23 protein-coding genes are annotated in these 23,917 nt (G+C 73.2%); 9 read left to right on the forward strand and 14 right to left on the reverse strand.

The window, feature by feature from the left end:
* Positions 1–120: 120 nt before the first annotated feature.
* The gene (locus tag ACIRQF_RS01955) at positions 121–1,191 is read right to left on the reverse strand and encodes a chitinase (protein WP_376627809.1); all 1,071 of its coding nucleotides are present in this window, start codon (positions 1,189–1,191) and stop codon (positions 121–123) included.
* Between the two features lie 141 nt (positions 1,192–1,332).
* A complete protein-coding gene (locus ACIRQF_RS01960) occupies positions 1,333–1,701 on the reverse strand; it encodes a DUF6083 domain-containing protein (protein WP_404088022.1) in 369 nt (122 codons plus the stop codon).
* Between the two features lie 196 nt (positions 1,702–1,897).
* Here ACIRQF_RS01960 and ACIRQF_RS01965 point away from each other — a divergent pair, with 196 nt between their 5' ends.
* The gene (locus tag ACIRQF_RS01965) at positions 1,898–2,269 is read left to right on the forward strand and encodes a hypothetical protein (RefSeq protein WP_404088024.1); all 372 of its coding nucleotides are present in this window, start codon (positions 1,898–1,900) and stop codon (positions 2,267–2,269) included.
* Positions 2,270–2,435: 166 nt separating this feature from the next.
* Here the strand turns inward: ACIRQF_RS01965 and ACIRQF_RS01970 are convergent, their stop codons facing one another.
* Genes ACIRQF_RS01970 through ACIRQF_RS01980 form a run of 3 tightly spaced genes read right to left on the reverse strand, consistent with a single transcriptional unit; the run spans position 2,436 to position 4,879 of the window.
* A complete protein-coding gene (locus ACIRQF_RS01970; RefSeq protein WP_404088026.1) occupies positions 2,436–2,924 on the reverse strand; it encodes an HIT family protein in 489 nt (162 codons plus the stop codon).
* 21 nt (positions 2,925–2,945) lie between these two features.
* A complete protein-coding gene (locus tag ACIRQF_RS01975; RefSeq protein WP_404088028.1) occupies positions 2,946–3,632 on the reverse strand; it encodes a response regulator in 687 nt (228 codons plus the stop codon).
* On the reverse strand, positions 3,629–4,879 hold the full coding sequence (locus ACIRQF_RS01980) for a sensor histidine kinase (RefSeq protein WP_404088030.1): 1,251 nt from the start codon (positions 4,877–4,879) through the stop codon (positions 3,629–3,631). Before ACIRQF_RS01980 ends, ACIRQF_RS01975 begins: the two co-directional genes overlap by 4 nt.
* A 210-nt stretch (positions 4,880–5,089) precedes the next feature.
* Between ACIRQF_RS01980 and ACIRQF_RS01985 the strand changes: the two genes are divergently transcribed.
* The 3 genes from ACIRQF_RS01985 to ACIRQF_RS01995 all read left to right on the forward strand — a co-directional run bounded on the left by ACIRQF_RS01985 (position 5,090) and on the right by ACIRQF_RS01995 (position 7,497).
* Positions 5,090–5,512 (forward strand): DUF2690 domain-containing protein, encoded by a 423-nt coding sequence (locus ACIRQF_RS01985; protein WP_404088032.1) that lies wholly within the window; start codon positions 5,090–5,092, stop codon positions 5,510–5,512.
* Positions 5,513–5,699: 187 nt separating this feature from the next.
* Positions 5,700–6,137 carry a nitroreductase family deazaflavin-dependent oxidoreductase gene (locus ACIRQF_RS01990; protein WP_376627821.1) on the forward strand — a complete coding sequence of 146 codons (438 nt, stop codon included), beginning with the start codon at positions 5,700–5,702 and terminating at the stop codon, positions 6,135–6,137.
* A gap of 127 nt (positions 6,138–6,264) precedes the next feature.
* Positions 6,265–7,497, forward strand: a complete 1,233-nt coding sequence (locus tag ACIRQF_RS01995; RefSeq protein ID WP_404088034.1) for a nitric oxide synthase oxygenase — start codon at positions 6,265–6,267, stop codon at positions 7,495–7,497.
* 170 nt (positions 7,498–7,667) lie between these two features.
* Here the strand turns inward: ACIRQF_RS01995 and fusA are convergent, their stop codons facing one another.
* The 8 genes from fusA to ACIRQF_RS02035 all read right to left on the reverse strand — a co-directional run bounded on the left by fusA (position 7,668) and on the right by ACIRQF_RS02035 (position 17,863).
* Positions 7,668–9,686 carry an elongation factor G gene (gene fusA / locus ACIRQF_RS02000; protein WP_404088036.1) on the reverse strand — a complete coding sequence of 673 codons (2,019 nt, stop codon included), beginning with the start codon at positions 9,684–9,686 and terminating at the stop codon, positions 7,668–7,670.
* 375 nt (positions 9,687–10,061) lie between these two features.
* Entirely contained in the window at positions 10,062–12,323 is a 2,262-nt protein-coding gene (locus ACIRQF_RS02005; protein ID WP_404088038.1) for an RICIN domain-containing protein, read from the reverse strand.
* Between the two features lie 278 nt (positions 12,324–12,601).
* Complete coding sequence (locus ACIRQF_RS02010; RefSeq protein WP_404088040.1) at positions 12,602–13,672, reverse strand: tetratricopeptide repeat protein; 1,071 nt, start codon at positions 13,670–13,672, stop codon at positions 12,602–12,604.
* Entirely contained in the window at positions 13,669–14,730 is a 1,062-nt protein-coding gene (locus ACIRQF_RS02015; RefSeq protein ID WP_404088042.1) for a tetratricopeptide repeat protein, read from the reverse strand. Before ACIRQF_RS02015 ends, ACIRQF_RS02010 begins: the two co-directional genes overlap by 4 nt.
* Complete coding sequence (locus ACIRQF_RS02020; protein WP_404088044.1) at positions 14,727–16,157, reverse strand: tetratricopeptide repeat protein; 1,431 nt, start codon at positions 16,155–16,157, stop codon at positions 14,727–14,729. The genes ACIRQF_RS02015 and ACIRQF_RS02020 overlap by 4 nt, the downstream gene beginning before the upstream one ends.
* Before the next feature lie 212 nt (positions 16,158–16,369).
* Positions 16,370–16,942 (reverse strand): hypothetical protein, encoded by a 573-nt coding sequence (locus ACIRQF_RS02025; RefSeq protein WP_404088046.1) that lies wholly within the window; start codon positions 16,940–16,942, stop codon positions 16,370–16,372.
* A 151-nt stretch (positions 16,943–17,093) separates the two neighbouring features.
* A complete protein-coding gene (locus tag ACIRQF_RS02030) occupies positions 17,094–17,408 on the reverse strand; it encodes a DUF3817 domain-containing protein (RefSeq protein WP_404088048.1) in 315 nt (104 codons plus the stop codon).
* Positions 17,405–17,863 carry a hypothetical protein gene (locus ACIRQF_RS02035; RefSeq protein ID WP_404088050.1) on the reverse strand — a complete coding sequence of 153 codons (459 nt, stop codon included), beginning with the start codon at positions 17,861–17,863 and terminating at the stop codon, positions 17,405–17,407. Before ACIRQF_RS02035 ends, ACIRQF_RS02030 begins: the two co-directional genes overlap by 4 nt.
* Positions 17,864–18,096: 233 nt before the next feature.
* Here ACIRQF_RS02035 and ACIRQF_RS02040 point away from each other — a divergent pair, with 233 nt between their 5' ends.
* Positions 18,097–19,035, forward strand: a complete 939-nt coding sequence (locus ACIRQF_RS02040) for a GlxA family transcriptional regulator (RefSeq protein ID WP_404088052.1) — start codon at positions 18,097–18,099, stop codon at positions 19,033–19,035.
* Positions 19,036–19,141: 106 nt separating this feature from the next.
* Here the strand turns inward: ACIRQF_RS02040 and ACIRQF_RS02045 are convergent, their stop codons facing one another.
* Positions 19,142–20,131, reverse strand: a complete 990-nt coding sequence (locus ACIRQF_RS02045; protein WP_382477752.1) for a Gfo/Idh/MocA family protein — start codon at positions 20,129–20,131, stop codon at positions 19,142–19,144.
* A gap of 553 nt (positions 20,132–20,684) precedes the next feature.
* On the opposite strand from ACIRQF_RS02045, the gene ACIRQF_RS02050 reads away from it, so the two are divergent.
* The 4 genes from ACIRQF_RS02050 (at position 20,685) to ACIRQF_RS02065 (ending at position 23,845) form a co-directional block, all read left to right on the forward strand.
* Entirely contained in the window at positions 20,685–21,146 is a 462-nt protein-coding gene (locus tag ACIRQF_RS02050) for a DUF5709 domain-containing protein (RefSeq protein ID WP_376627843.1), read from the forward strand.
* Positions 21,147–21,497: 351 nt separating this feature from the next.
* Positions 21,498–22,031 (forward strand): diaminobutyrate acetyltransferase, encoded by a 534-nt coding sequence (gene ectA, locus ACIRQF_RS02055; RefSeq protein WP_382477749.1) that lies wholly within the window; start codon positions 21,498–21,500, stop codon positions 22,029–22,031.
* A 94-nt stretch (positions 22,032–22,125) separates the two neighbouring features.
* Entirely contained in the window at positions 22,126–23,412 is a 1,287-nt protein-coding gene (gene ectB / locus ACIRQF_RS02060) for a diaminobutyrate--2-oxoglutarate transaminase (RefSeq protein WP_376627847.1), read from the forward strand.
* 28 nt (positions 23,413–23,440) lie between these two features.
* A complete protein-coding gene (locus ACIRQF_RS02065) occupies positions 23,441–23,845 on the forward strand; it encodes an ectoine synthase (protein WP_404088055.1) in 405 nt (134 codons plus the stop codon).
* The last annotated feature ends 72 nt before the right edge of the window (positions 23,846–23,917 follow it).

Consider the following 23,917-nt stretch of genomic DNA (forward strand, 5'->3'; position numbering starts at 1 on the left):
ATACCGACAACGGTCCCGTGTCCCGCACCTTCCGAAGGTGCGGGACACGGGACCGGACGGCGCGGCGGTCGGTTCAGGTGGCGCATGCGCCGCGTGCCCCACCTGACCGGCGAGGCACCCCTAGCGGCCCTGGAGGCTCTTGACGTTGTCGCCGAAGGTCCAGCCCTTCGACCCGTCCCAGTTGGCGGACCAGGTCATCAGGCCCTTGAGCGCTCCGTTGTAGTTCCTCCAGGCCTGGGCGACCGCCGACGGTGCCAGGTAGCCGCCGCCCGCGCCCGGCTGGGCGGGGAGGCCGGGGACCTGCTTGTCGTAGGGCACCCGGACGGTCGTGCCCTGGACGACGAGGCCGCGGTTGAGGCAGTCGGTCTGGGCGACGAATCCGGCGACGGTGCCGGCGGAGTACGAGTCGCCCGAGCAGCCGTACATGCTTCCGTTGTAGTACTGCATGTTGAGCCACCACAGGCGTCCGTTGTCCGCGTACTTCTTCACGATCGGCAGGTACGCGCCCCAGATCGACCCGTAGGCGACGCTGCCGCCGGTCACGTAGGCCGTCTCGGGTGCCATCGTCAGGCCGAAGCCTGCGGGCATGCGGGCGAGCACCTGGTCGATGATGTGCACGAGGTTGGCCTGCGAGGTGGAGAGCGTGGTGATGCTGCCGCTGCCCACGAGTCCGGTCTCGATGTCGATGTCGATCCCGTCGAAGTTGTACTTCTTCAGGAGGGGTACGACGGTCTCGACGAACCGGTCGGCGACGGCTCGGGAGCTCAGGTCGATGCCCGCGGCGGCCCCGCCGATGGACATCAGGACGGTGGCGCCGGCCGCCTTGGCGCGGCACATCTCGGCCGGGGTGGCCACCCGGACGGTGCTGTCCATGCCGTCCTCCCACAGCACGGTGCCGTCCGAACGGATCACCGGGAAGGCGGCGTTGATGACGTTGTAGCCGTGCGCGGCGAAGCGCGGGTCGTCGATGGGCGCCCACCCGAAGGGCGGGTGGACGCCGTTCGCCGCGCCGTCCCAGTTCTCCCAGTAGCCCTGGAGGACCTTCCCGGCGGGCTTCTGCTTGAGGGCGCAGGTCTCCGGATCGGCGGAGGGTGCGGCGGCGGCCTCGGGGACGGTGGTGAGGACGGTGGCGGCGGCGAGCAGGGTGGCGAGGGCGGTTCCGAGAACCTTGGCGATGCGACGGCCGGGCATGCGTGCTCCTTGGGACGTGGGGGTGACCCTGGGCATGGCGTGCGATGCTCACGCAGACCGTAGATTGGTCCATACCTTTCGTCAACCGCCCTGGAGGGTCCGCCGGTTACGGGCCCGCCGCCGGCGTCACTCCCCTCCCGGTCAGCCGTGCGGCGCGCCGGGCGCGTCCACCAGCGCCAGGGCGGGGCACCTCAGGCGGTGCGGCACGAACGAGCGCGCCCCGGGCGCCGGTTCGCCGGTGCCCCCGTTCCAGACCCGTCCGCCGGGGTCCACGTACCACCTGTGGCCGACGGGCACGAGGTGCGCCGGCTGCCTCTCGGCGTTCTCGAACAGGACGTGGGCGCCGTAGTAGGTGGGCCGCCGCTCACACCGGTATCCGCATCGCGGGCACACCGGCGGGGCGGGCGGCGCGGGCCCGTCCGCCCCCTCGTCGCGGGCCTGCTGCCGGTCCACGTTCTCCCAGGCGGCACCGGTGTCGACCGGCAGGTGTACGGCCTCGAGTTCCCCCATAAGGCGAGGGTCGGCGCTCCCCCGCCGCGGCGGCGAGGCGGGATCCGGGCGCGCCGGACGGTGACCGGTGGTGCGGGCGGAGCCGCGTGCCGCCCCATGAGGCGCCCCACCGCACGCCACGCCCCAGGCGTCACGGCCGAGCCGGGACCCGGCGCCCACCGCAACCACGGCGAGGGGAGGCGCGTCCTTCCCGGTCATGAACCGGGAGCGCGCGACCGACAGGACACGAGGCGGAGCGATCGTCGAGAGCGCTGGCGGCTGTCTGCTGCCCGCGCTGGGAGCGCTCGCCGGGCTGCTCCTGTGGACCCCACGGGCCGCCTACAGCATCGACGGTGGTTTCGAGGGGCACGCCCGCGACCTGAGCGTCGTCTTCGTCGACCTCCCGCTCATCCTCGTCGGCGCCTCCGTGCTGCCCCTGGTCGCCTGGGTCCTGACGCTGCGCCGGACCGGCCGCATCTGGCCGGCCGCCCTCGCCTCACTCGCGGTCCTCGCCCTGTTCCTGTGGGGGGTGCCGGCGGTCTGGCACCCCCGCCGGACACCCGACCCCGGTTACGGGCCCGGCATCTAGACACGGCCCGTGCCCGGTGCGGACCGGGGCGGTGGAGCATGACCAGCAGCACGTGTACGAGGTCGTCGACGCGCTCGTCCGGGCCTGACGGCTTCGTCCCGCGCCCGCCCGGCCTGGGCGACGATCCGTCTGCGCGCGCCGGGCACGGGCCGCTCGCGGCGGTCCGTCACCCGTCCCCGGGCGCCCCGCCCAGGCGGTCCAGCTCCGTCCCGATCTCCTCGCGGAGCACGTCGTGCCGCGGAGCGAGCGCGAAGCGGTCGTCGGTCCACCGGTCGCGCGGATAGGTCCACACCGGCCCGCCGACCAGGTCAGCCGGCTCCCATGTGTAGCGCGGCCAGACGTGGGCGTGCAGGAACGGGTCCGTGTTGCCGAGGATCTCGATGTTGACCCGGCGGAAGGCCGGGTCCAGGCGCCGGCAGGCCCGTTCGACCGCTTCCGCGAGGCGGTCCATGTCGGAGAGGAAGGCGAGGCGCTTGGGGCGCGGCAGGTCCGACAGGCGCTGGACGCCGGGTTCGTCGACGAGGAGCACCGTGTAGCCCGGCAGGAACTGCACGTCGCCCATCACCGCGAAGCCGGATCGCAGTCGCCTGAGCACGGTCGGGTTCTCGCCCCGAAGGGCGGTTCCGATGCGGTCTGTTCGCCAGTCGTCCGTCATGCCGCGACGCTACCGGTCCGCTCAGGCGGCCGGGCCGCCCGGGACGACCAGGCCGGTCTCGTAGGCCAGGACGACGGCCTGGGCGCGGCTGTCCAGGTTCAGCTTGCTCATGGTGCGGTTGAGGTGGGTCTTGACGGTCGCCTCCCCGATGTAGAGCTGTTCGGCGATCTCCGTGTTCGACAGCCCCCGGGCGGTCAGGCGCAGGACCTCGCATTCACGGGCGGTGAGGAGGTCGAGGTCGCTCCCGGGGTCGGGGGCGGGGTCGGCGTTGCTCACGTAGGTCTCGATCAGGCGGCGGGTGACGCTCGGCGCGAAGAGCAGGTCGCCGTGGCCCACCGCCGAGACCGCGTCGATGAGGCGCTGCGGGCCGGTGTCCTTGAGGAGGAAGCCGGAGGCTCCCGCGCGCAGCGCGGCGTAGACGTACTCGTCGAGGCCGAAGGTGGTCAGGACCAGGATCCGGGGCGGCGGGGCGGCGGAGTCGGCGGCAGCGGCGTCCGCGAGGATGCGCTCGGTGGCCACCGTGCCGTCCATGCCGGGCATGCGGATGTCCATCAGGATCACGTCGGGCCGGAGACGCGCCGCGCAGGCGACCGCCGACTCGCCGTCGGCGGCCTCACCGACGACCTCGATGCCCGGGGCCGCGCGGAGGAGCGCGACGAGCCCGGCCCGGATCAGGTCCTGGTCGTCCACCACGAGCACGCTGGTCATGCCGGAGGCGGGCTCCCCCACCGGTCGGAGCTCTCGCTGGTGACGGGAAGTCTCAGGCACACGCGGAATCCCCCCTCGGCCCGAGGGCCTGCGTCCACTGTTCCGCCGTAGAGCCTGGCGCGTTCCCGCATGCCGATCAAGCCGTGTCCCGGGCGTGGCGGAAGCTTGGCCGGATCCTGACCGTGGGGACGGCCGTCGTCGGTGACGGTGACGCGCAGTTCGGTCGGCCGGTGCTCCACGAGCACCTCGGCCCGGGCCGGCCGGGCGTGCTTGAGGACGTTCGTGAGCGCCTCCTGCACCACCCGGTACGCGCACAGTTCGGTGCCGGGAGGGAGCGGCCGGGGCGTGCCCGTGGTCGTCAGGTCGACCGGGACGCCCGCGGCCCGGACGCGTTCCGCCACGTCGGCGAGGCCGGCGAGGCCGGGCATCGGGGCGTACCACGTGCCCGAGTCGCCGCCCGCGAGCGGCGTCCCTCCCGTCCCGGCGGCCTCGGAGCGCAGGAGGGAGAGGATGCGGCGCAGCTCCCGCAGCCCCTCCTGACTGGTCTGCGTGATCGTGTCGAGGGCCGCGCGGGCGGTGTCCGGCTCGGACCGGAAGACATATCCGGCCATCCCCGCCTGCACGTTGATGACCGACATGTGGTGGGCGACCACGTCGTGGAGCTCGCGGGCGATGCGGCGCTGCTCCTCGGCGACCGCCCGCTTCGCCCGCTCCTCCTGCGCCAGGTGGAGCTGCGCGGTGAGCTGGGCCAGTTGCCGGTTCCGCCGGGCGAGCCGACGGGCACCGTTGCCGAACACCCAGATGACCGAGGGCACCGCCAGGGCCTGGATCACGGCCACGGCGACGCCGAGTTCGGGAGCGGTCAGGCCGCTGTAGAGGATGACGGAGGCGACGAGTGCGGCGGCCGCGGCGGCGGTGCGGGGCGGCCGCTGGGCGGCGACGCCGTACAGGGCGATCGCCGGCCCCCAGAAGTTCAGCGAGGGCTGGTAGCCGGCGGCCAGGTAGCAGGCGAAGGCCAGGCAGGAGGCGACGAGCGCGCCGACCGGGGCGACCCGGCGCAGGGCCAGTGGCAGGCCGACCAGCGCGCTCAGGGCGTAGGCGGGCGCATCGAACGGCGGCCAGCCGGCCGGGTGGTACTGGTGACCGATCGCGACCGTCGCCGCCACCAGCCCCACGGCCACCGTCGCGTCGACGAGCCGGGGATCCACGCCGCCGAACCACCTCGCCCAGAGGGCCGTGATGCGCATCGCGCGATGCTACGTGCCGGCTCGTCGGGAGATCGTCATACCAGAGGAGCAGTTTGCGCCGGAGCCCGCTGCCGCACGGGTTTACCCCGCGTCTCCACTCCGTGGTGGACGCCCCGGCCGGGGTCGCCGCGCGATGGTGGTCGGGCTTCGGCGCCTGCGGACAGCGATGCAGGTGCCCCGTCCCACCCTTCGACCACACAGGGGGAATTGATGAACATCAGCAAGCGGACCGGCGTCCTGCTGTCGACGGCCACCCTGCTGCTCGGCCTCGGCGGCGCGGCCACGGCGGCCCAGGCCGCTCCGGCTCCCGGCCAGGCGGCAGCCCTGGCGTGCAGCACCAGCAACGCGACCTCCCCGAGGACGGCGAGCGTCGACGGCATCTTCATCGAGCTGCGCTACAGCACGTCCAGCCGCTGCGCCTGGGGCCGGATCACCCACGCCGACCCGGGCGACAAGGTCTGGGTGGACCGCTCCAGCAACGGAGGCTCCTCCTGGGAGGGCCCGTTGGGCATGACCACCGTCCAGACCGGCTCGGACACCCACACCCCGGCGTACAACGACGCCGGCTACAAGATGCGGGCGTGTGCCTGGAACGACACCACGACCAACATCCGCTGCACGGGCTGGTACTGAGTCGGCCCGGCGGCCGCCCTTCCACGGGGGGAGGGCGGCCGCCGCTCCACGGCACCGGCACCGGCCCTTGCCCCGGCACCGGCACCGGCACCCGCACCGGCAACCGCACCACGGAGTCAGGACCGGCAGCGGATGTCGGGAATAGCGTCGCGGGCTCCCGGGGTTGCCGTGTGCCGGGAGGTCATTCATGTCACTTGAAGGTGTGTACGAGCCGAGCCCCTCGCAGTGGGTCCGGGACCAGGTCGAGTTGTACGAGGCGTCCGGCGGCACGAAGGGGACGACCATCCGCGGTCTGCCCGTCGTCCTCGTGACCAGCCTCGGGGCGAAGAGCGGCAAGATCCGCAAGACCCCGCTGATGCGGGTGGAGCACGAGGGGGCGTACGCGCTGGTGGCGTCGAACGCCGGCGCGGTGAAGCATCCGGTCTGGTACCACAACCTGGTGGCGTCACCGCGGATCGAACTGCGGGACGGCCCGAAGGTGTGGGACATGACAGCCCGGATCGTCACCGGCGAGGAGCGGCGGACATGGTGGGAGCGGGCCGTCGCGGCGTTCCCCGACTACGCGGACTACCAGCACAAGACCGAACGGGAGATTCCGCTCTTCGTGGTGGAGCCGGTCGCCTAGATCCATCGACCGGGGCGGAGCACCGGGATCGAGCGCGGCGCGACCGCCGGGCCGGGCACAAAGCGGGCACTCTACCAGGACCGGGGCTCCTCTACCGGAAAAGGGATTACTCTCCACGCTTGCGTGCATGCGTACGGTAGTCATGGGCCAGGGAGGGAACACCTTGGTCTTCAGTCTGAGTCGTCGCCGTAAGCCGGTGCCCGAGAGCGGCGCCTGCCCGTACTCGCACGCGCACGTGCCGCCGCCGGTACCTCCGCCGCCTGCCGGCGTCGACCCGTCGGCGTCGGTCCGGCAGGAGGCGGAGCGGTTCATCCGTCAGTTCCACCATGAGCAGCCGCAGGCGGGCGATGTGGAGTGGCGGGTGCGCGAGGTCTCGGCCGAGATCGACCGGACCGGGACCTACGTGCACTCCCCCGCGGAGCTGGCGTTCGGGGCACGTGTGGCCTGGCGGAACGCGGCGCGATGCATCGGCAGGCTCTACTGGCGCAGCCTGGTGGTGCGGGACCTGCGGCAGGTCACGGCGCCCGACGCCGTCGCCGAGGAGTGCTTCGAACATCTCCGGCTGGCCGGGAACGGGGGCCGGATCCGGCCGGTCATCTCGGTGTTCGCCCCGGACCGGCCGGATCGGCCGGGGCCGCAGATCGTCAACGACCAACTGGTGCGCTACGCCGGGCACCGTGCGGAGACGGGCCGCCGGGTCGGTGATCCGCGCAGCGCACCGCTGACGACCCGCGCGCGCGAGCTGGGGTGGAAGCGGAGCGAAGAGCCCTTCCAGGTACTGCCGCTGATGGTGCGGGAGCGGCCCGGGGCCCGCCCGGAGTGGTTCGAGCTGCCGGACGGCGCCGTGCAGGAGGTGCCGCTGCGACACCCGGACCACGCCTGGTTCGCCGAACTGGGGCTGCGCTGGTACACGGTGCCGGCGATCAGTGACATGGTCCTGGAGATCGGTGGTGTGCGCTATCCGGCGGCGCCGTTCAACGGCTGGTACATGGGCACCGAGATTGGCGCGCGGAATCTCGCGGACGCCGAGCGCTACGACCTGCTGCCGGTGGTGGCCGACCGTCTCGGCCTTGACCGCTCCTCGGAGCGGTCGCTGTGGCGCGACCGGGCGTTGGTCGAACTCAACGTGGCGGTGCTGCACTCCTTCCAGGAGGCGGGGGTGACGATGGCGGACCACCACACCGAGTCGGAGCGGTTCCTCCGGCACATCGCGCAGGAGAGCCGCCACGGCAGGCCCACCCCCGCCGACTGGAGCTGGATCGTCCCGCCGGTCTCCGGCTCCGTGACCCCGGTCTTCCACCGGTACTACGACCCGGTGGACCCGTCCCTGCGACCGGCGTTCCTCGCCCGGGAGACGTAGGCCGAACCCGGCACGATCCTCAAGACCACCCGGCCCAGGCCCTCCGTCCGGACAGGCTCCGCACCCGTCCGGACCGGTTCCGCACCGTCCCGGCGCGCCCGCCCGGGACCCGGCGCTGGTGGCGCCGAACCCCGGAACGGGGCACCGAGGGGGCGTCGGCCCCGAGAAGGTCAGGCCTTCGGGGCGTAGCCCCCGGGCCGGGTGGTGAAGGTGGCGCGGCCCTGGGTGCGGCTGCGCAGGTGGGTCGCGTAGCCGAACAGGGCCGCCAGCGGGACGGTCGCGGTCAGGACCGCCGTGCCGGCGTGGGTGGTGGAGTCGGTGATCCGGGCACGGCGGGCCGTCAGGTCGCCGAGGACGGTGCCCACGGCGGTCTCGGGTGCCGTGACGGTGACCTCGGCGACCGGTTCCAGCAGGGCCGTGCCGCCCGTCCGGAGCGCTTCGCGCAGCGCGAGGCGACCGGCCGCGCGGAAGGCGAGTTCCGAGGAGTCCTTCACATGAGTGGCTCCGTCCGTGAGGGTGACGCGCACGCCCGTGACCGGGTGACCGCCGAGCGGTCCCTCCGTCAGGGCGTCGCGGCAGCCGGCCTCGACCGCGCGCACGAACTCCTGCGGCACACGGCCGCCCGTCACGGTCGACCGGAAGGCGAAGCTGCTCTCCCCGTCGTCCGTGCCGTCTCCTTCCTCCAGGGGCGCGACGTCCAGGACGACGACGGCGAACTGGCCGGCGCCGCCGTCCTGTTTGACGTGCCGGTACGTCAGGCCGGTCACCGGCCCGGCGGGGGTCTCCCGGTAGGCGACGCGGGGCCGGCCGACGGTGACGTGGAGGTCCTGGGCGCGGCGCAGCTTCTCCACGGCCACCTCCAGGTGGAGCTCGCCCAGGCCGGAGAGCACCGTCTGACCGGACTCGGGATCGGTCCGTACGGTCAGCGACGGGTCCTCCTCGGTGAGGCGGGCCAGGGCGGTGGCGAGGCGTTCGGTGTCCCGGCCGCTCCGGGCCTCGACCGCCACGGACACCACCGGGGTGGTCGGGACGGGCGGTTCCAGGAGCACCGGTGCGCTGGGCGCGCACAGCGTGGCGCCGGTGCGGGCCGCCTTCGGGCCCACGACGGCGACGATGTCGCCGGCGACGGCCAGGTCGGCCTCGGTGGTGCGGTCGGCCTGGACCCTGAGGATGCGGGCGATCCGTTCGGTGCGGCCGGCGGCGGTGTCGAGCACGGTGTCCCCCTTCCTCAGGGTTCCGGCGTAGATGCGGAGGTAGGTCATGCGGCCGGTGGACGTCGTCGTCACCTTGAAGGCGAGCGCGGTGAGCGGCGCGTCCGGGTCGGCAGGGTGCTCGCCGCGTACCGGAGGCACGTCCGCGGGTGCGGGCAGGTAGGCGACGACGGCGTCGAGCAGCGGCTCGACACCCCGATTGCGGTAGGCCGAGCCGCACAGCACGACCACGGCCTCGCGGGCGAGCGTCAGGTCGCGCAGGGCGGAGACCATGGTCTCCTCGCCGATCGTGTCCTCGGCACAGAACTCCTCCAGGGCGGCGGGGTGCAGTTCCGCGACGGTCTCCTCCAGACGGCGGCGCCGGCGGACGGCCTCGTCGCGCAGGTCCCCGGGTACGGGTCCGAGCTCGTAGGTGTCGGATCCGGCCGGCCAGGTGACGGCGCGCATGCGGACGAGGTCGACGACGCCGGTGAAGGCGTCCTCGCGTCCGATGGGCAGCTGTACCGGCAGCGGTACGGCGCCGAGGCGGGTGCGGATGCTGTCCACGGCGGCGTCGAGGTCGGCGCCCGCGCGGTCGAGCTTGTTGACGAAGGCGATGCGCGGGACGCCGTGCCGGTCGGCCTGGCGCCACACGGACTCGCTCTGCGGCTCGACGCCCGCGACGGCGTCGAAGACCGCGACGGCGCCGTCGAGGACGCGCAGGGCGCGTTCGACCTCGTCGGCGAAGTCGACGTGTCCTGGTGTGTCGATCAGGTTGAGCCGGTGTCCGTCCCAGTCGCAGCTGACGGCGGCGCTGAAGATGGTGATGCCGCGGTCGCGTTCCTGCGGGTCGAAGTCGGTGACCGTGGTGCCGTCGTGGACCTCGCCGCGCTTGTGGGTGGCGCCGGTGAGGTAGAGGAAACGCTCGGTGAGCGTCGTCTTGCCGGCGTCGACGTGGGCGAGGATGCCGAGGTTGCGGATGGTGATGCGGTGACGCATGGTCAGTCTCGTTTCGCGTGCGATGCGGATGCAGGGCAGCGCGATTCCCGTGACGACGGGCGCTCGGAGCGGGGGAGCCTGCGGCCTCCGGTCAGGAGCACCGGGCCCATGGGGGCCTCTCGTCGCGGGTCAGCGGTACCGGCCGCGCAGCCGGCACCGGAGCGACGAAGAGGCCAGGATCACGTCGTACCGGGCGCGGGAGACGCCCGTGGCCGCGGTCACGAGAGTGGTCGCGCGCATGGTCGTCTCCCTTCGGTGATCTCGATCGTCTCGGCTGGTCCCGGTGGTCCGGGCGACCGGAGCGATCTCCGGCTCGTCGGTTCGGCTGGAGTCTAGGCACCGACGGGCGCGGTGGAACACCGATTTATCGCCGGGTCACGGATAGCTCACCAGGTCGGCGACGTTGGTGGACGTGTTCGACGGTCCTCCCCGGTCGTTGACGACGTGCCGGATGGTGCCGGTGCCGCCGAGGGAGACGGTGACCATGCTCCGGAAACGCACGTCCGGGCGGTTGGGGGCCTCGATGGCGTGTTCGGCGGTGACGCCGGGGTTGACGTTGAAGTAGCAGTAGCTGCCGAGTCCGTAGGCCTGGTGGCTGGTGACGGAGTCGGCGACCTTGTAGGCGGCGTAGCCCTGGGTGGCGCCGTTCATCCAGGCGGCCTGGTTGGGCGGGTCGTACGGCATCTCGTTCTGGTAGAAGTACGTGCGGCCGCGGTTGCCGTTCCAGACGGTCTGGTGCTTCTGGTAGTGCTCGACGAACAGGCCGTACATGGTCACGTCGTCGCCGTTGACGACGAGTCCGGTGTCGGCCGTGTTGGTGGTCCAGCCGACGCCGCTGCCGTGGTCGGCGCGCCAGATCCACATGTGGTCGCCGATGACGTGGTCGCTGTTCACGACCAGGCTGGTGGTGGCCTTGCCGACGCCGGCGCCACCGATGCGGAAGTACACGTCGTGGAGCGAGGTCGGGTTCGTCGCGTGGGAGGCGGAGGCGCCGGCGGGGCCGAGTTCCAGCAGGGTCGGAGAGTTCACGGTGCCGGCGTCGAAGAGGAGGCCCGCGATCTTGACGCCGTCCACGTCGGCGACGGTCATCGCGGTGATGCCGTTGTCGGGGACGAACGTGGCGAGCCCGAGGCCGAGGATCACGGTGTCGGGGCGGGTGACCCGGAGGGTCTGGTTCAGGTGGTAGACGCCGGGGGTGACGAGGAGGTCCTTCCCCGCGGCGAGGGCGGCGTTGATCTGTGCGGCGGTCGCGCCGGGCTTCACGACGTGAAAGCGGTCGATGCCGAGGGCCGTTCCGGCGGGAGTGCCCCCTGCGGTCCAGCTCGCCCCGGTGGAGTCGGTCCGGACGGCGGGCACGATCACCTGGTAGGCGCCGTCGGCGTCGACGGTGAGGTAGGGCTTCTCGCGGACGACCGGGCTGCGGTCGACCGTGGTGTACGGCGGGTCGGGGAATGTCGTGCCGGGGACGCCCTGGCTTCCGACGAAGACCATGTTCCAGTTGGATCCGGTCCAGCTGCCGAGCCGGGAGTTGCGGGTGAGCCATTGCTGCTGGCTGCCGGAACGGACCTGTCCGTCGATCCTCGTGTCGGCCATGAAGCCGCCGCTGGACCAGCCGCCGTCGCTCAGCTCCAGGTTGCCGCGCACGTGCATGCGGCGGTAGGCCGAGGCCTGGGAGACGGCCCAGCGGTCGGTGCCGCCGGTGGGGTTGACGGAGAGGTTCTCGGCGCCGCGCCAGAAGTTCTGGGTGGCGTTCTGCGGCGGGAACCAGTCGGCCTCGACGTGCACGGCGCCGTTGATCGTCACCGCGTCCGGCGACTGGCCGAGACCGAGGACCTGGGTGTAGAAGCCGACGTTGACATCGTTGGCATAGGTGCCGGGCCTGAACAGGACGGCATAGCGCTCCTGCCCGAACTGGTTGGTCTCCTGACGCTGGAAGATCGTGTTCAGGCGGCCCTGGATGGTCGAGGAGGGCATCGACGGGTCGAAGACGGCCACGTTGGGCCCGAGGTCGACGTCGCCGGGCGCGGTGCTCGCCGGGGTCACCTGGAAGCGCTGGGCGGCGGTGCCGTTGCAGGTGTACTGGACGAGCTGCACGCTGTCGGCGGTGGAGGCGGCGGGCACGTCGAGGCACTTGCCGCTGTTGCGGTTCACGAAGCGGTAGGCCCCTCCCCCGTCGTCGACGGCCTGCCACTGCTGGTTGAGGCCGCCGCCGTACGTCCACAGGTGCACGGGGGCGTTGTCGGCGGCGGACACGTCGCTGACGTCGACGACCTGGGTGGCGTCGTTGCGGTTGCCGATCCTGACGTAGCCGTCGGAGCCGGCGGTGACGCTCCACTGCTGGGCGGCGGTCCCGTTGCAGGCGTACTGCTGCACGGCGGTGCCGTTGGTGGTCGCGGCGGCGCGGGCGTCCAGGCACTTGCCGCTGCCGGCGTTGACGACGGTGACCCAGCCGGACGGCGGCGCGGCGGCGGCCTGGGCCGGGGGCCGGGCGGCCGCGGAGCCGGGCGAGAGGGCCACCAGCGCGGAGCCGACCAGCGCTCCGGTGGTGGCGAGGACGGCGCCGAGGCGTCGGCGGGGCGGGCGTGCCGGAGGGCGCGCGGGGGCGGACACGGGCGGTAGCGGCGGGTGCGTGGGCATGCGGCTCCTCATGGGGGCTTGCCTTGTGGGGGGCGTGCCGTACGAGGTGGGGGCGAACACCACACGAAGTCCACGTATGTGAACGCCACTCAGCCTCCTGGCCGGCGAATCTAAAGGTCTGAACCAGGCACGTCAAGAGTGCGCGTTCAGACCTTGAACGCAGAACTGCCCTACGTCCGCCGCCACTTGAGCTTCACCCCCGCGCGGATGTGAAGTCTTGACGGCGGGGCCGGCGCGGTCGACGCCGGTCCCGCGGGGCCTCGGGGCCCTGCGTGCCGCTACGGCTTCGGTGCGCGGCGCTGGAGGGCACCGCGACTGACCCAGTAGGTGATGACCGCGCCCCAGAACAGGGGGAAGGCCAGGGCCCCGAGGCCCTCGACGTGCCACAGGACCAGGGTGAGGACCGAGTGCAGGACGAGAAGGGAGACGGCGACCGCCATGGCGACGACCGGCTTGCAGCCCCGGGAGACGAGGAGCAGCGGACGCCGCAGGTGCGGCGGCACGCGCCGGGTGAGCCACAGGAACCAGCCGCCCCAGCCGCCGACGAGCACGGCCGCGCACAGCACGACGCTGAGGACGGCCTCGCCGCCGGAGACTCCGGCGCGCAGGCGGCCGGAGGCGAGGGAAGCGGCGGCGAAGCCGGCGAGGGCCACCCAGCGGGAGCCGGCGACGGTGCCCCACGCCATGGTCTCCAGGTTGTAGCGGGCCTGCCGGTCGTTCAGGTCCAGGGCCGCGGACTGCACGAAGCCCTCGGCCGCCCTGGTCCAGGACCCGGGGCGCCGCCAGCGGTGGCGCAGGTGCAGCAGCGAGAGGTTGTTGTGGGCCTCGCTGCTCTCGGGGTCGAGGCGGAGCGCCGTCTCGTACGCCTGCTGGGCGACCTGGAGGTCGCCCACGCGCTGGGCGGTCAGGCCGACCAGGAAGTGGGCGTCGCTCTCCTCCGGGGCGAGGGCCACGGCGGTGCGGGCGGCCTCGTACGCGGCGCGCTTGCGTTCCGTCCGGACGGAGCGGTCGAGGACCGTGCCGAGGGTGTAGTGGCTGCCCCAGTAGCGCGGGGCGATCTCCACCGCCCGCCGGGCGGACTCCTCGGCCTGCGCGTACTCCTTGAGCGCGAGCAGGACGTGGGTGCGCATCAGCCAGGCGCCGACGGAGTCGGGTTCGGCCCGCAGGGCCTGCTCGACGGTCGCGAGGGCCTGCTGTTCGTCGCCGAGGCGGTGCCGGCAGCGGGCGAGCAGGACGAGCGCGGCCGCGTCCTCGGACTCCGTGGCGAGGTGCTTGGCGAGCAGCGCGGCGGCCTGCTCGTAGCGCCCGAGTTCGACGAGTGCGTCCGCCTGGCGCAGTTCGAGGCTCATCCGACCTTGTCCCTGTCGTGGGTGATGCTCAGCAGGTTCGGTACGAGTCCCAGCCAGAAGAGGACCTGGGGGACGGTGCGGTCGGTCCACGGCACCAGGACGAGGAGCAGCGCGCACAGGGTGGCCCAGGTGGCCTGGCACAGCACGACCCGGGGCCAGAAGGAGCGGCGGACGAGCGAGAGCACGGTGAGCCGGGCGCCGGTGCGCATGCGCCGGTAGCGGCGCCAGGCGCCGAAGCCCCAGACCGCGCCCATCAGGGTGAGCGCCCACAGGCGGGTGCCGAGGTCGACCGGCAGTTCCTTCGGCTCTCCCTCGGTGGGGAAGACGTCGGTGGTGACGGCGGCCATGGCGAGGCAGAGCAGGGCGAGCCAGCGGGTGCCGCGGAGCATCCGGTAGACGGCCCGGTCGAGGTCCTCGCGCAGCGCCTCGGAGTGGGGCGCCGCGGCGAGTCCGCCCGCGTACAGGTCGGCGGCGCGGGCGGCGGACGTGCCGGGCCTGGCGGCCTCGCGCTCGGTGGAGACGGTGACGGCGAGCGTGTGCGTCGGGTCGATCCGGATGATCTGCCGGATGGCCTCCTCGGCCAGGTCAGGGCGCTGGTGGAAGGTGGCCACCTTGTGCAGGGTCACCCAGCAGTACGCCACCTCGGGGCCCTCCTTCACCGCCACCTGCGCGTGTTCGAGCGCCTCCTCGGGGCGGTCCGGGGCCAGCTCGAGGAGCAGTTCGGCGAGCTGGCGGCGCGGGCCCCACGCGTACGGGTCGATGCGCATGGCCTCGCGCTGGGCCGCCTCGGCCTCCTCCAGCCGGCCCAGCGTGCGCAGGGCGTAGCCGCGGACGCAGTGCGCGTCGAGGAAGCCGGGTTCGAGGCGGAGCGACTCCATGGCGGCGGCGTAGGCCTCGGAGTCCCGGCCCAGGGTCCACAGGACCTGGCCGAGCAGGCTCCACGCCCGGTGGTCGTCGGGGTCCTCGGCGAGGGCAGGGCCGAGCAGCGCGTGGGCCTCCTCCGGGCGCATCATCTCGTAGAGGACCCGCGCCCGTTCGACCTGAGGGTGCGTCGTCACAGCTTGCGCTTCTTCTTCAGGTAGGCGACGAGGTCGTCGTACATGCCGCCGTCGTTGGCGAACATGGCCACGTTGCGGGCGGAGGCGAACCAGGACTCGCTGGACGGCCGGATCTGCTTGGCGGCCTGCAGCAGGTCCTTGGTGCCGATCATGCGGACGGTGCCGCTGCGCGCGGAGTCCAGGAGCGCGGCCTCGGCGGCCGTCTCGCAGACGTGTGCCAGGTCGGCGCCGGAGAAGTCCTCGGTGGCCTTGACGACCTTGCCCAGGTCGACCGACTCGATGGGCCGGTCGCGCAGGTGGTAGCGGAGGATCGCCTCCCGGGCCGGGGCGTCGGGCGGCAGGACCAGCAGGGTGCGGTCCAGGCGGCCCGGGCGGCGGAGGGCGAGGTCGACGTCCCAGGGCACGTTGGTCGCGGCGAGCACGAACACGCCCTCGTTGCGGTCGCCGTCGATGCCGTCGAGCTCGGTGAGGAGCTGGTTGACGACGTTGCGCAGTCCGCTGTGGTGGGTGCGGGAGCGCTTGGCGCCGAGGGCGTCCAGCTCGTCGAGGAAGACGACGCAGGGAGCCTGGCGCCGGGCGGCCTCGAAGATGTCGTGGACGTTCTTCTCCGACGTGCCGATGTACATGTCCAGGATGTCCGAGAGCGACACCGACATGAAGCCGGCACCGAGTTCACCGGCCACGGCACGCGCGATGAACGTCTTGCCGCAGCCGGGCGGCCCGTAGAGGAGCAGGCCGCCTCGGAGCGACTTGCCGTAGAGACGGCGCAGCTCGGGGTTCCTCATGGGGGCGAGGAACGCGGCCTCCAGACGGTCCTTCACCTCCTGCATACCGCCGACGTCGGCGAGGCGTACGTCGCCCGGCCCGTCGATGTCCCAGGCGGACGCGTCGCCCGCGTCACCGCTGCCGTCGGAGGTCAGCGGCTGTTCGGTGGCGTGATCGGCGAACCGGGGGCCGACGAGATCCGCCACGTCCTGCTCGGCGGCGGCCCAGTCGAAGGCGGACGGGCCGGCGGGGGGCCGGGCGGCGGACTCCGAGCCCGGCGGGTCCGCCTCGGGCGCCTTGGGGACCACCGGGTCCGGGCCGGTGGCGGTCGCGTCCGTCCCGTCCGGGCTCGTGCTGTCCGGGCGTCCCGCCTCCGAGCCCGTCGCGTCGGCCTTCGGGGGCTCCGTGTGGCGGGGCGCCGGCGACGTGGGCGCGGCGGGCGGCGGGGTGGGCGCCGGCAGGTTCATGGCCCGGACCATCAGGTCCCGCGCCGCGGGGTCGCCCGGAGCGTGCTGGAGCGCGACGGCGGCCTGGCTGACGGCCTCGTCGTTTCTCCCCTCGGCAAGGAGCAGTTCGGCGAAGTGCAGCCGCAGAGGTACGTCTTCGGGAGCGGCGGCGACGGCGGCGCGCAGGCTACGGATGAGGGGAGACTCGTCGGACATGGGGGTCAGCCTAGAAAAAGCGCCGACGGCCCCGTTCACCGGGTGTGGTCGTGATCATCGGTGGGCGGCTCTCCGCTCCCCGACGGCCGCGCGGGCGGCGCCGTTCGGCCATGCGGAAGCCTCCGCCGACACCGTCCGCGCGACGGCCGCCGAGGCGGCCCTCGACCGGATCCTGGTCCGCCCTCCGCCGTGGGACGGAGGGCGCCGAGGCGTCAGGAACGGCCGCGGGCCGGGCGGTTCCCGCCCTGACCGCCCTGACCGCCCCTTCCACCCCGGCCGCCGTCCCGGCGCGGGCGTCGGCGGTGCGGCTGGGGTACGCCGGGGCCGCCCGCGGCCTCCGGCGAGGAGAACATCATCGGCACGGCGGGCGGGGTCGCGGGGGTGCCCGGCGACGCCGCCGGAGGGGCGCCGGGCGGCGCTCCGGTCCCGCCCGTGGCCCCTGTCCCACCCGTCGCAGCGGCAGCGGCCGCCGCTGCGGCCCGGGCGGCCAGGGACTCGTTGGCGCCGGCGGGGCCGGCTCCCGCGACGACGGTGGCGTGCGAGATCAGGGGCGCGCAGGCCTGGCAGATCTCGGCGAGCGTCCAGACCTCGGCGAGGACCGGGTTGTGGATGAGGACGAGGAGCGTCCGGCCGGTGCAGGTGGCCCGGGCGGTGTGGTGCCGGCAGCCGCTGGCGCCGCAGGCGCAGGCGGCGTTCGGGCGGAGGGTGGCCAGGCGGGCGTGCGCCCGGGCGTGTTCGGAGGCGAAGACGCGCAGGGCCTGGACGTCCCTGGACCGGGCGGGCATGCGGCAGCCCGCCGTGGTGCAGGTGACCGTCGCGGAGTGGTCGGGATGACCGCTGAGTCGGATCGTCCAGGTCCTGCCTGGCAGACGTGATCCAGGAAGCATGCTCAACGCGCGCGTGTCCGTTCGAATGAGAGGGGTGTTGCCCTTCGTTTTACCCCGTGGGCGCCCCAGGTTCACATCCGGGATTGGTCCAGCCGGTGGAGAGGCGGTGCGCGCGCAGGCGCCGGAGGGCGAGGAGACCGCCGAATCCGGGCACGAGGGCGACCACCCTGGTCAGGGTGCTGCCGCGGGTGAGGCGCCAGGTCGCGCCGATGACGAAGAGGTACGCGCAGCCGTGCGCCGGGCCCGTCAGGGACGAGACGGGGCGCAGGTGCAGGGTCGCCAGATTGGCCAGCATCACGACGAGCGTGGCGAGTTCGGCGTGCGCGGCGAGGCGCAGCGGGCGGAGGCCCGGGTCCACGGTCACGCTCCGGTGGTGGAGCCGGGGCGGACGATCATCAGGACGGTGACGGTGGCCCAGAGCAGGTTGAAGACACCCGCGAGCATCGCCAGGCGCCGGCCGGCCGCCTCGCCGCCCGCCTCGCCGAGGGTGGCCAGGGCACGCTCCTGGGCCGGGAGGATCGCCAGGGCGAGGATCGCGGCGGCGCCGGCGGTGAGGACGACGGAGGCGATGAGCCAGGCACTGCCGAGTACGCCGAGGCTGCTCGCGGTGGCGAATCCGAAGACCGGTACGGCGATGCCGAGGACGGCGTAGACGCGGCAGACGCGGTGCAGGGTGCGGAGGGCGGCGCGGGGATCCGGATCGTCCGGCGCCCGGCGGGCGCGGCGGAGGGCGGGCGGGAACATGCTCGCGGCGACGGTCACGGGTCCGACGGCCACGATCGCGGCCAGGACGTGCAGGGTGAGGAAGAGCTTGGTCACGGGGGAGCCTTCGAGGAGCGTATGGCGGGGGCTTCGCCGGCGACCTGACGGCCCGGCGGTGCCGACGCTATGCCGTAGCCGCACGAGGTCCCAGTGGCGGGAGTGCCAGGTGTCAACGGAAAAGTGACACATGCCGTCGAAGCGCATCCGATGCCCTCCGAACTGCGAGAAGACAGGATGCAGGCCCTCGCCGGCCGGCACCGCCGCCTCCCGCGGACGGCTATATTCCCGCCATGCACACCGTCGCCGTCCTCGCCCTGGACCGGGTGATCCCCTTCGACCTCGCGACGCCCGTCGAGGCGTTCACGCGCGCCCGGTTGCCCGACGGACGCGCGGGCTACCAGGTGCGGGTGTGCGCCGCGCGGCCCGAGATCGACGCGGGGACGTTCGCTCTGCGCGCGCCCTGGGGGCTCGAGGCGCTGCGGGAGGCGGACACCGTCGTCGTACCGGGGACGGCCGATCCGACGGCGCCCCTGCCCGAGGAGGTACGCGACGCGCTGTGCGCGGCGGCGGCTGACGGGACGCGGATCGCGTCCATCTGCGCGGGGACGTTTCCGCTGGCGGCGACGGGGCTCCTCGACGGGCTGCGGGTGACCACGCACTGGATCGCGGCCGATCTGCTGGCCGAGACCTTTCCGCGCCTGACGGTCGACCCCGACGTGCTCTACGTCGACAACGGGCAGTTCCTCACCTCGGCCGGCGCGGCTGCGGGGCTCGACCTGTGTCTGCACATGATCCGCGCCGACTACGGTTCCGCGGTCGCCGCCGACGCCGCCCGGATGGCCGTCGTGCCGCTGGAACGCGAAGGCGGCCAGGCGCAGTTCATCGTCCACGACCGCCCTCCGGTGCCCCGGGGCTCCGACCTGGAGCCGCTGCTCGCCTGGCTGCAGGACAACCTCGGCCGCGCGTTCACCCTCGACGACATCGCCGCGCGGGCCGGGACGAGCACCCGGACGCTGATCCGCCGGTTCCGCGAGCAGACCGGGACAACGCCGCTCCAGTGGCTGCACCGGGCGCGGGTCCGGCAGGCACAGCACCTGCTGGAGACCACGCGGCACTCCGTCGAACGGATCGGCGCCCAGGTCGGGTTCGGCTCCCCCACCGCCTTCCGGGACCGCTTCAAGCGCACCACGGGAGTGAGCCCGCACTCCTATCGGCGCAGCTTCGGCTGAACGGGGGCCGCCGACCCCGGTGGCCCGCCGTCCGTCTTCGTGGCGCGCCGCCCGTCTTCGTGGCGCGCCGCCCGTAGGGGCGGTTCCGCCGCGGGGCGACACCCCCCTACACGGCGTCCGCCGGATAGCGCACGCCGATCCGTTCCCGTACGGCGTCCAGCGTGCGCATCAGCGCGACCGATCCGTCCAGCGGTACCAGCGGCGACTCCGTCTCGCCCGCCCTGAGGCAGCGCATGACCTCGGCCGCCTCGTGCTGGAGGGTGTCGTGGCGCCCTCGCGCGGTGAACTCCTCCGGCTCGTGGCCGTAGCGGTGGAGTACGAAACGCTCCGGGGAGAAGAAGCCGCGGGGTACGTCGATCCGGCCGGCGGTTCCGGTGATGGAGGCCGTGAGAGGCGTGTCGGCCACGATCGAGCAGGACAGGAGCGCGCTCGCGCCGGAGTCCCAGCCGAGCAGCATGCCGGTGTTGAGGTCCACGCCCTCGGGCGACAGCAGCGCGTGCGCCTGCACGCGATCGGGCTCACCGAGCAGGAGCTGGGCGAAGGACACGGGGTAGACGCCCAGGTCGAGCAGCGCGCCGCCGCCCAGGGCCGGGTCGCGCAGCCGGTGACCGGGGTCGAACGGGCCGGCCAGTCCGAAGTCGGCCTGCACCGTGCGGACCTCGCCGACGGCGCCGTCGGCGACGAGCCGGGTGAGCTCGCGGACGAGGGGGTTGCAGTACGTCCACATGGCCTCCATCAGGAACAGCTCGCGCTCGCGGGCGAGCGCGACGAGTTCCCCGGCCTCGCGGGCGTTGAGCGTGAACGCCTTCTCGCAGAGCACCGCACGCCCCGCCTCCAGGCAGAGTCCCGCCGCGGCGCGGTGGGCGGCGTGCGGAGTGGCCACGTACACGACGTCGACGTCCGGGTCCGCGGCGAGCTTCGCCCAGTCGCCGTACGCCCTCGGTATCCCGAACCGGTCGGCGAAGGCTTCCGCGGACTCCGCGCTGCGTGATGCCACCGCGACGACCTCCGCGTCGGGCATCGCCAGCAGATCGGTCGTGAAGGAGGCCGCGATGCCTCCCGTGGCCAGCACACCCCACCGTACGGTCCCGCCCATGCCGTCCCCACCCCTCGTGTCACGGGCCGCTGCCGACCCGCGTCGGCTGCCCGGAGCACCGGAGCATAGGGGTGGCGGGGTGTCCCGGGCCGAGTACGACCGGTGTGTGGACGCGGCGGGCCGCAGGTCCCGGCGGGTCGGGGATGCGGGGGCCACGGTCCCGGCGGGACGGGGGACGGCGGGCCGCAGGTCCCGGCAGGTCGGGGGGTGCGGGGGCCATGGTCCCGGCGGGACGGGGGATGCGGGGGCGATGGTCCCGGCGGGTCGGGGGATGCGGGGGCCACGGTCCCGGCTTGACGGGGACGCCGGGCCCCGGCCCCGCGGCGTGGTGCGAAGGGGCCCCGGGCCCGCACACCCCGGGAGGCCCGGGGAGACGCGAGGAGATGCGAGGTCCGACCGGCATGGGGACCGGAGGGACGCACGGGCGCCGGTCGGGCGGAGGCTCAGGGGCACCTGGGCGCCGACCGGTCCGGTCGTGGGGTGGCGGGTCGCGGGCGGGACACGGAGCATGGAAGTGCGGCGCGTGCCGATCGAAGAGGCTGGAGTGTTCCGCATGATCGAGAACGACGCCGGCGAGGCCTGGGGCGACGACGTCTACCAGCCCGACGGCAGCGAGATCCAGGACGACGCGGGCCTGCTCGACGCCTCGGACACACTGGTCGGGCCCGTCGACCCCGTCGAGGAGGGGTACGTACCGCCGGACCGCCCGTGGGCCGTCGAGCGCATCGGGGTCACCGCGGCCGAGCGGCTGCGAGGCGAGACGCTGGACCAGCGGCTCGCCGTGGAGACGCCCGAGGACGCCCTCGACCCCGACTGGGACGGGATCGGCGACTCCGTCGACACCGACGGCGAGCCGCTGGACCGCGAGGTGGGCGACCACCGGGCCGGTCGCCTCGTGGCACCGGACAACGGCCTCGCCCTGTCCCCGCTGGAGGGCTATGCCCGTGACGTCGGCATCGACGGTGGCGCGGCGTCCGCCGAGGAGGCGGCCGTGCACCTCGTCGACGAGGAGTGAGCCCGGGATCCGCCACCGGATCCGACCCCGGCTCCTCTCCCCGGACGCCCTGCCGAGCCGGCTCGCGCCGAAGCCGCCGGTTGCCCGAACGCGTACTTCTGACCCCGCCGGGCCACTTCAAACGTGAAGGGCGGCAGGTTCGCACAAGATCGTGATGGGCGTACCAAACACCCCAGAGCCGTTACCCATCCGTTATAAACGGGCATTTTGTCCCGTTACCCACCCGTTTTACGGGTGCGAAGTGACGGACTTCCCGGTCGAACGAATGTTGCGCACCTATCGCATTTTCCCGCCTCGCGCAACCCTTCCGGACCAGGAAGTTCATCGACGCGCTGGGTAGCTTCGGCCCACATGACCACAGCACACATGACATCCCCGAGGACCGACGTCGCCATCGGACCCGCCGAGGTGACGGACGGTGCCGATCTCTGGCGCATCGCCCGCGAGTCGGGGGACCTGGACGTCAACTCGCCCTACAGCTACCTCCTGTGGTGCCGCGACTTCGCCGCGACCAGCGCCGTCGCCCGTGACGACGCGGGGCGCGCGGTCGGATTCGTGACCGGTTATCTGCGCCCGGAGGCGCCGGGGACGCTCTTCGTCTGGCAGGTGGCCGTGGACGGTTCGCACCGGGGAACCGGGGTAGCCGGAGCCCTGCTCGACGCTCTCGCCGCCCGGGTGGCGGCGGAGCACGGGCCGGTCCGGCTCGAGGCCACGGTCACCCCGGGGAACGTGCCTTCCGACCGGCTCTTCCGCTCCTACGCGCGCCGCCACGGCGCGACCGTGACCCGGGAGGTCCTCTTTCCGACCACCTCGTTCCCCGACGCGTCCGACGCCGGTGTCCACGAGCCCGAGGTGCTCTACCGCATCGGCCCGGCGGCGGCCTGACCCGCGCCGCCCCCGGCAGGTCGTCCCGACCCGCCGCCCGCGGCGTACGCACGCCTGAACTTCCTCACCAACCCCATCGAGAACCGGGAGAACCGTGACCCTCACCGACATCGCCCCGTCCGTCTTCGAGACCGTCGAATCCGAGGTGCGCAGCTACTGCCGCGCCTGGCCGGTGGTCTTCGAGCAGGCGCGGGGAAGCCGGCTGTACGACGAACACGGGCGCCCCTTCCTCGACTTCTTCGCCGGAGCGGGCTCCCTCAACTACGGCCACAACAACCCGGTCCTGAAGCGGGCCCTGCTCGACTACCTCGCGAGCGACGGCGTCACGCACGGCCTCGACATGTCGACGACGGCCAAGCGCGACTTCCTGGAGACCTTCCGCGCGACGGTCCTCGAACCGCGCGCCCTGCCCTACAAGGTCATGTTCCCGGGCCCGACCGGCACCAACGCCGTCGAGGCGGCCCTGAAACTGGCCCGCAAGGTGACCGGGCGGGAGACCGTGGTCTCCTTCACCAACGCCTTCCACGGGATGTCCCTCGGCTCGCTCGCCGTCACCGGCAACGCGACCAAGCGGGCCGGCGCGGGCGTCCCCCTGAACCACGCCGCGCAGATGCCCTTCGACCACTACCTCGGCGGCCAGGTGCCGGACTTCCTGTGGTTCGAGAAGCTCCTCGCGGATCCCGGCTCCGGCCTCGACCACCCGGCGGCCGTCATCGTGGAGACGGTGCAGGGCGAGGGCGGCATCAACGTCGCCCGGGCCGAATGGCTGCGCGGGCTCGCGGACCTGTGCCGGCGCCACGACATGCTCCTGATCGTCGACGACGTGCAGATGGGCTGCGGCCGCACCGGTGACTTCTTCTCCTTCGAGGAGGCGGGCATCACGCCCGACATCGTCACGCTGTCCAAGTCCATCAGCGGCTACGGACTGCCGATGGCGCTGTGCCTCTTCCGCCCGGAGCTGGACCAGTGGCAGCCGGGCGAGCACAACGGCACCTTCCGCGGCAACAACCCGGCCTTCGTCACCGCGACCGCCGCGCTGGACGCGTACTGGAGCGACGGCGCCCTGCGCGAGCGCACCCTGAGCCGGGCCGACCGGGTCGAGCAGGCCCTCGGCGACCTGTGCGGCGACGACGGGCGGACGGGCATCGGCTACCGGGGCCGGGGGCTCGTCTGGGGCCTGGAGTTCGCCGACGGCGAGCGCGCCGAGGCCGTGTGCCGGCGCGCCTTCGAGCTCGGGCTGCTCCTGGAGACCTCGGGGCCGCACGGCGAGGTCGTCAAGCTGCTGCCGCCGCTGACGGCGACGGACGACGAGCTCGACGAGGGGCTCGGCATCCTGGCCCGTTCCGTACGCCACGCCGCCGACCGCGCCCTCGCCGCCTGACCCGCCGCAAGAAGGAGAGACCTCATCCATGATCGTCCGTAGCTTCGCCGAGATCGAGAACACCGACCGCCACGTGCGTGCCGCCTCCGGCACCTGGGAGAGCAAGCGCATCGTCCTGGCCCGCGAGCGGGTGGGCTTCTCCCTGCACGAGACGATGCTGTACGCCGGGACCGAGACGTCCATGTGGTACGCGAACCACGTCGAGGCCGTCGTCTGCACCGCCGGCGAGGCCGAGCTCACCGACCACGAGACGGGCCGCACCTACACGATCGTGCCCGGAACGATGTACCTCCTCGACGGACACGAGCGGCATTCGCTCAAGGTCAAGGAGGACTTCCGCTGCCTGTGCGTCTTCAACCCGCCGGTGACGGGCCGTGAGGACCACGACGAGAACGGCGTCTACCCGCTGCTCACCGAGCCGGACCCCGCCTGACGTCGTGTCTCGGCCGTCACGAGACCACGAGACGCCCGAGACACCCGCGGCCCATGCAGCGCACGCGACACG

The organism is Streptomyces sp. NPDC101191, assembly GCF_044767915.1.
GTDB lineage: Bacteria > Actinomycetota > Actinomycetes > Streptomycetales > Streptomycetaceae > Streptomyces.

Excerpts from the sequence above, each read along its gene's own strand:
- ACIRQF_RS01995 (WP_404088034.1), top strand. The coding sequence starts at position 6,265 with ATGCGTACGGTAGTCATGGGCCAGGGAGGGAACACCTTGGTCTTCAGT.
- ACIRQF_RS02005 (WP_404088038.1), bottom strand. The coding sequence starts at position 12,323 with ATGCCCACGCACCCGCCGCTACCGCCCGTGTCCGCCCCCGCGCGCCCT.
- ACIRQF_RS02040 (WP_404088052.1), top strand. The coding sequence starts at position 18,097 with ATGCACACCGTCGCCGTCCTCGCCCTGGACCGGGTGATCCCCTTCGAC.
- ACIRQF_RS02010 (WP_404088040.1), bottom strand. The coding sequence starts at position 13,672 with ATGAGCCTCGAACTGCGCCAGGCGGACGCACTCGTCGAACTCGGGCGC.
- ACIRQF_RS02025 (WP_404088046.1), bottom strand. The coding sequence starts at position 16,942 with ATGCCCGCCCGGTCCAGGGACGTCCAGGCCCTGCGCGTCTTCGCCTCC.
- ACIRQF_RS02065 (WP_404088055.1), top strand. The coding sequence starts at position 23,441 with ATGATCGTCCGTAGCTTCGCCGAGATCGAGAACACCGACCGCCACGTG.
- ACIRQF_RS02050 (WP_376627843.1), top strand. The coding sequence starts at position 20,685 with ATGATCGAGAACGACGCCGGCGAGGCCTGGGGCGACGACGTCTACCAG.
- ACIRQF_RS01965 (WP_404088024.1), top strand. The coding sequence starts at position 1,898 with ATGAACCGGGAGCGCGCGACCGACAGGACACGAGGCGGAGCGATCGTC.
- ACIRQF_RS01985 (WP_404088032.1), top strand. The coding sequence starts at position 5,090 with ATGAACATCAGCAAGCGGACCGGCGTCCTGCTGTCGACGGCCACCCTG.
- ACIRQF_RS01955 (WP_376627809.1), bottom strand. The coding sequence starts at position 1,191 with ATGCCCGGCCGTCGCATCGCCAAGGTTCTCGGAACCGCCCTCGCCACC.
- ACIRQF_RS02045 (WP_382477752.1), bottom strand. The coding sequence starts at position 20,131 with ATGGGCGGGACCGTACGGTGGGGTGTGCTGGCCACGGGAGGCATCGCG.
- ACIRQF_RS01990 (WP_376627821.1), top strand. The coding sequence starts at position 5,700 with ATGTCACTTGAAGGTGTGTACGAGCCGAGCCCCTCGCAGTGGGTCCGG.
- ACIRQF_RS01960 (WP_404088022.1), bottom strand. The coding sequence starts at position 1,701 with ATGGGGGAACTCGAGGCCGTACACCTGCCGGTCGACACCGGTGCCGCC.
- ACIRQF_RS01975 (WP_404088028.1), bottom strand. The coding sequence starts at position 3,632 with ATGACCAGCGTGCTCGTGGTGGACGACCAGGACCTGATCCGGGCCGGG.
- ACIRQF_RS02020 (WP_404088044.1), bottom strand. The coding sequence starts at position 16,157 with ATGTCCGACGAGTCTCCCCTCATCCGTAGCCTGCGCGCCGCCGTCGCC.
- ACIRQF_RS01970 (WP_404088026.1), bottom strand. The coding sequence starts at position 2,924 with ATGACGGACGACTGGCGAACAGACCGCATCGGAACCGCCCTTCGGGGC.
- fusA (WP_404088036.1), bottom strand. The coding sequence starts at position 9,686 with ATGCGTCACCGCATCACCATCCGCAACCTCGGCATCCTCGCCCACGTC.
- ectA (WP_382477749.1), top strand. The coding sequence starts at position 21,498 with ATGACCACAGCACACATGACATCCCCGAGGACCGACGTCGCCATCGGA.
- ACIRQF_RS01980 (WP_404088030.1), bottom strand. The coding sequence starts at position 4,879 with ATGCGCATCACGGCCCTCTGGGCGAGGTGGTTCGGCGGCGTGGATCCC.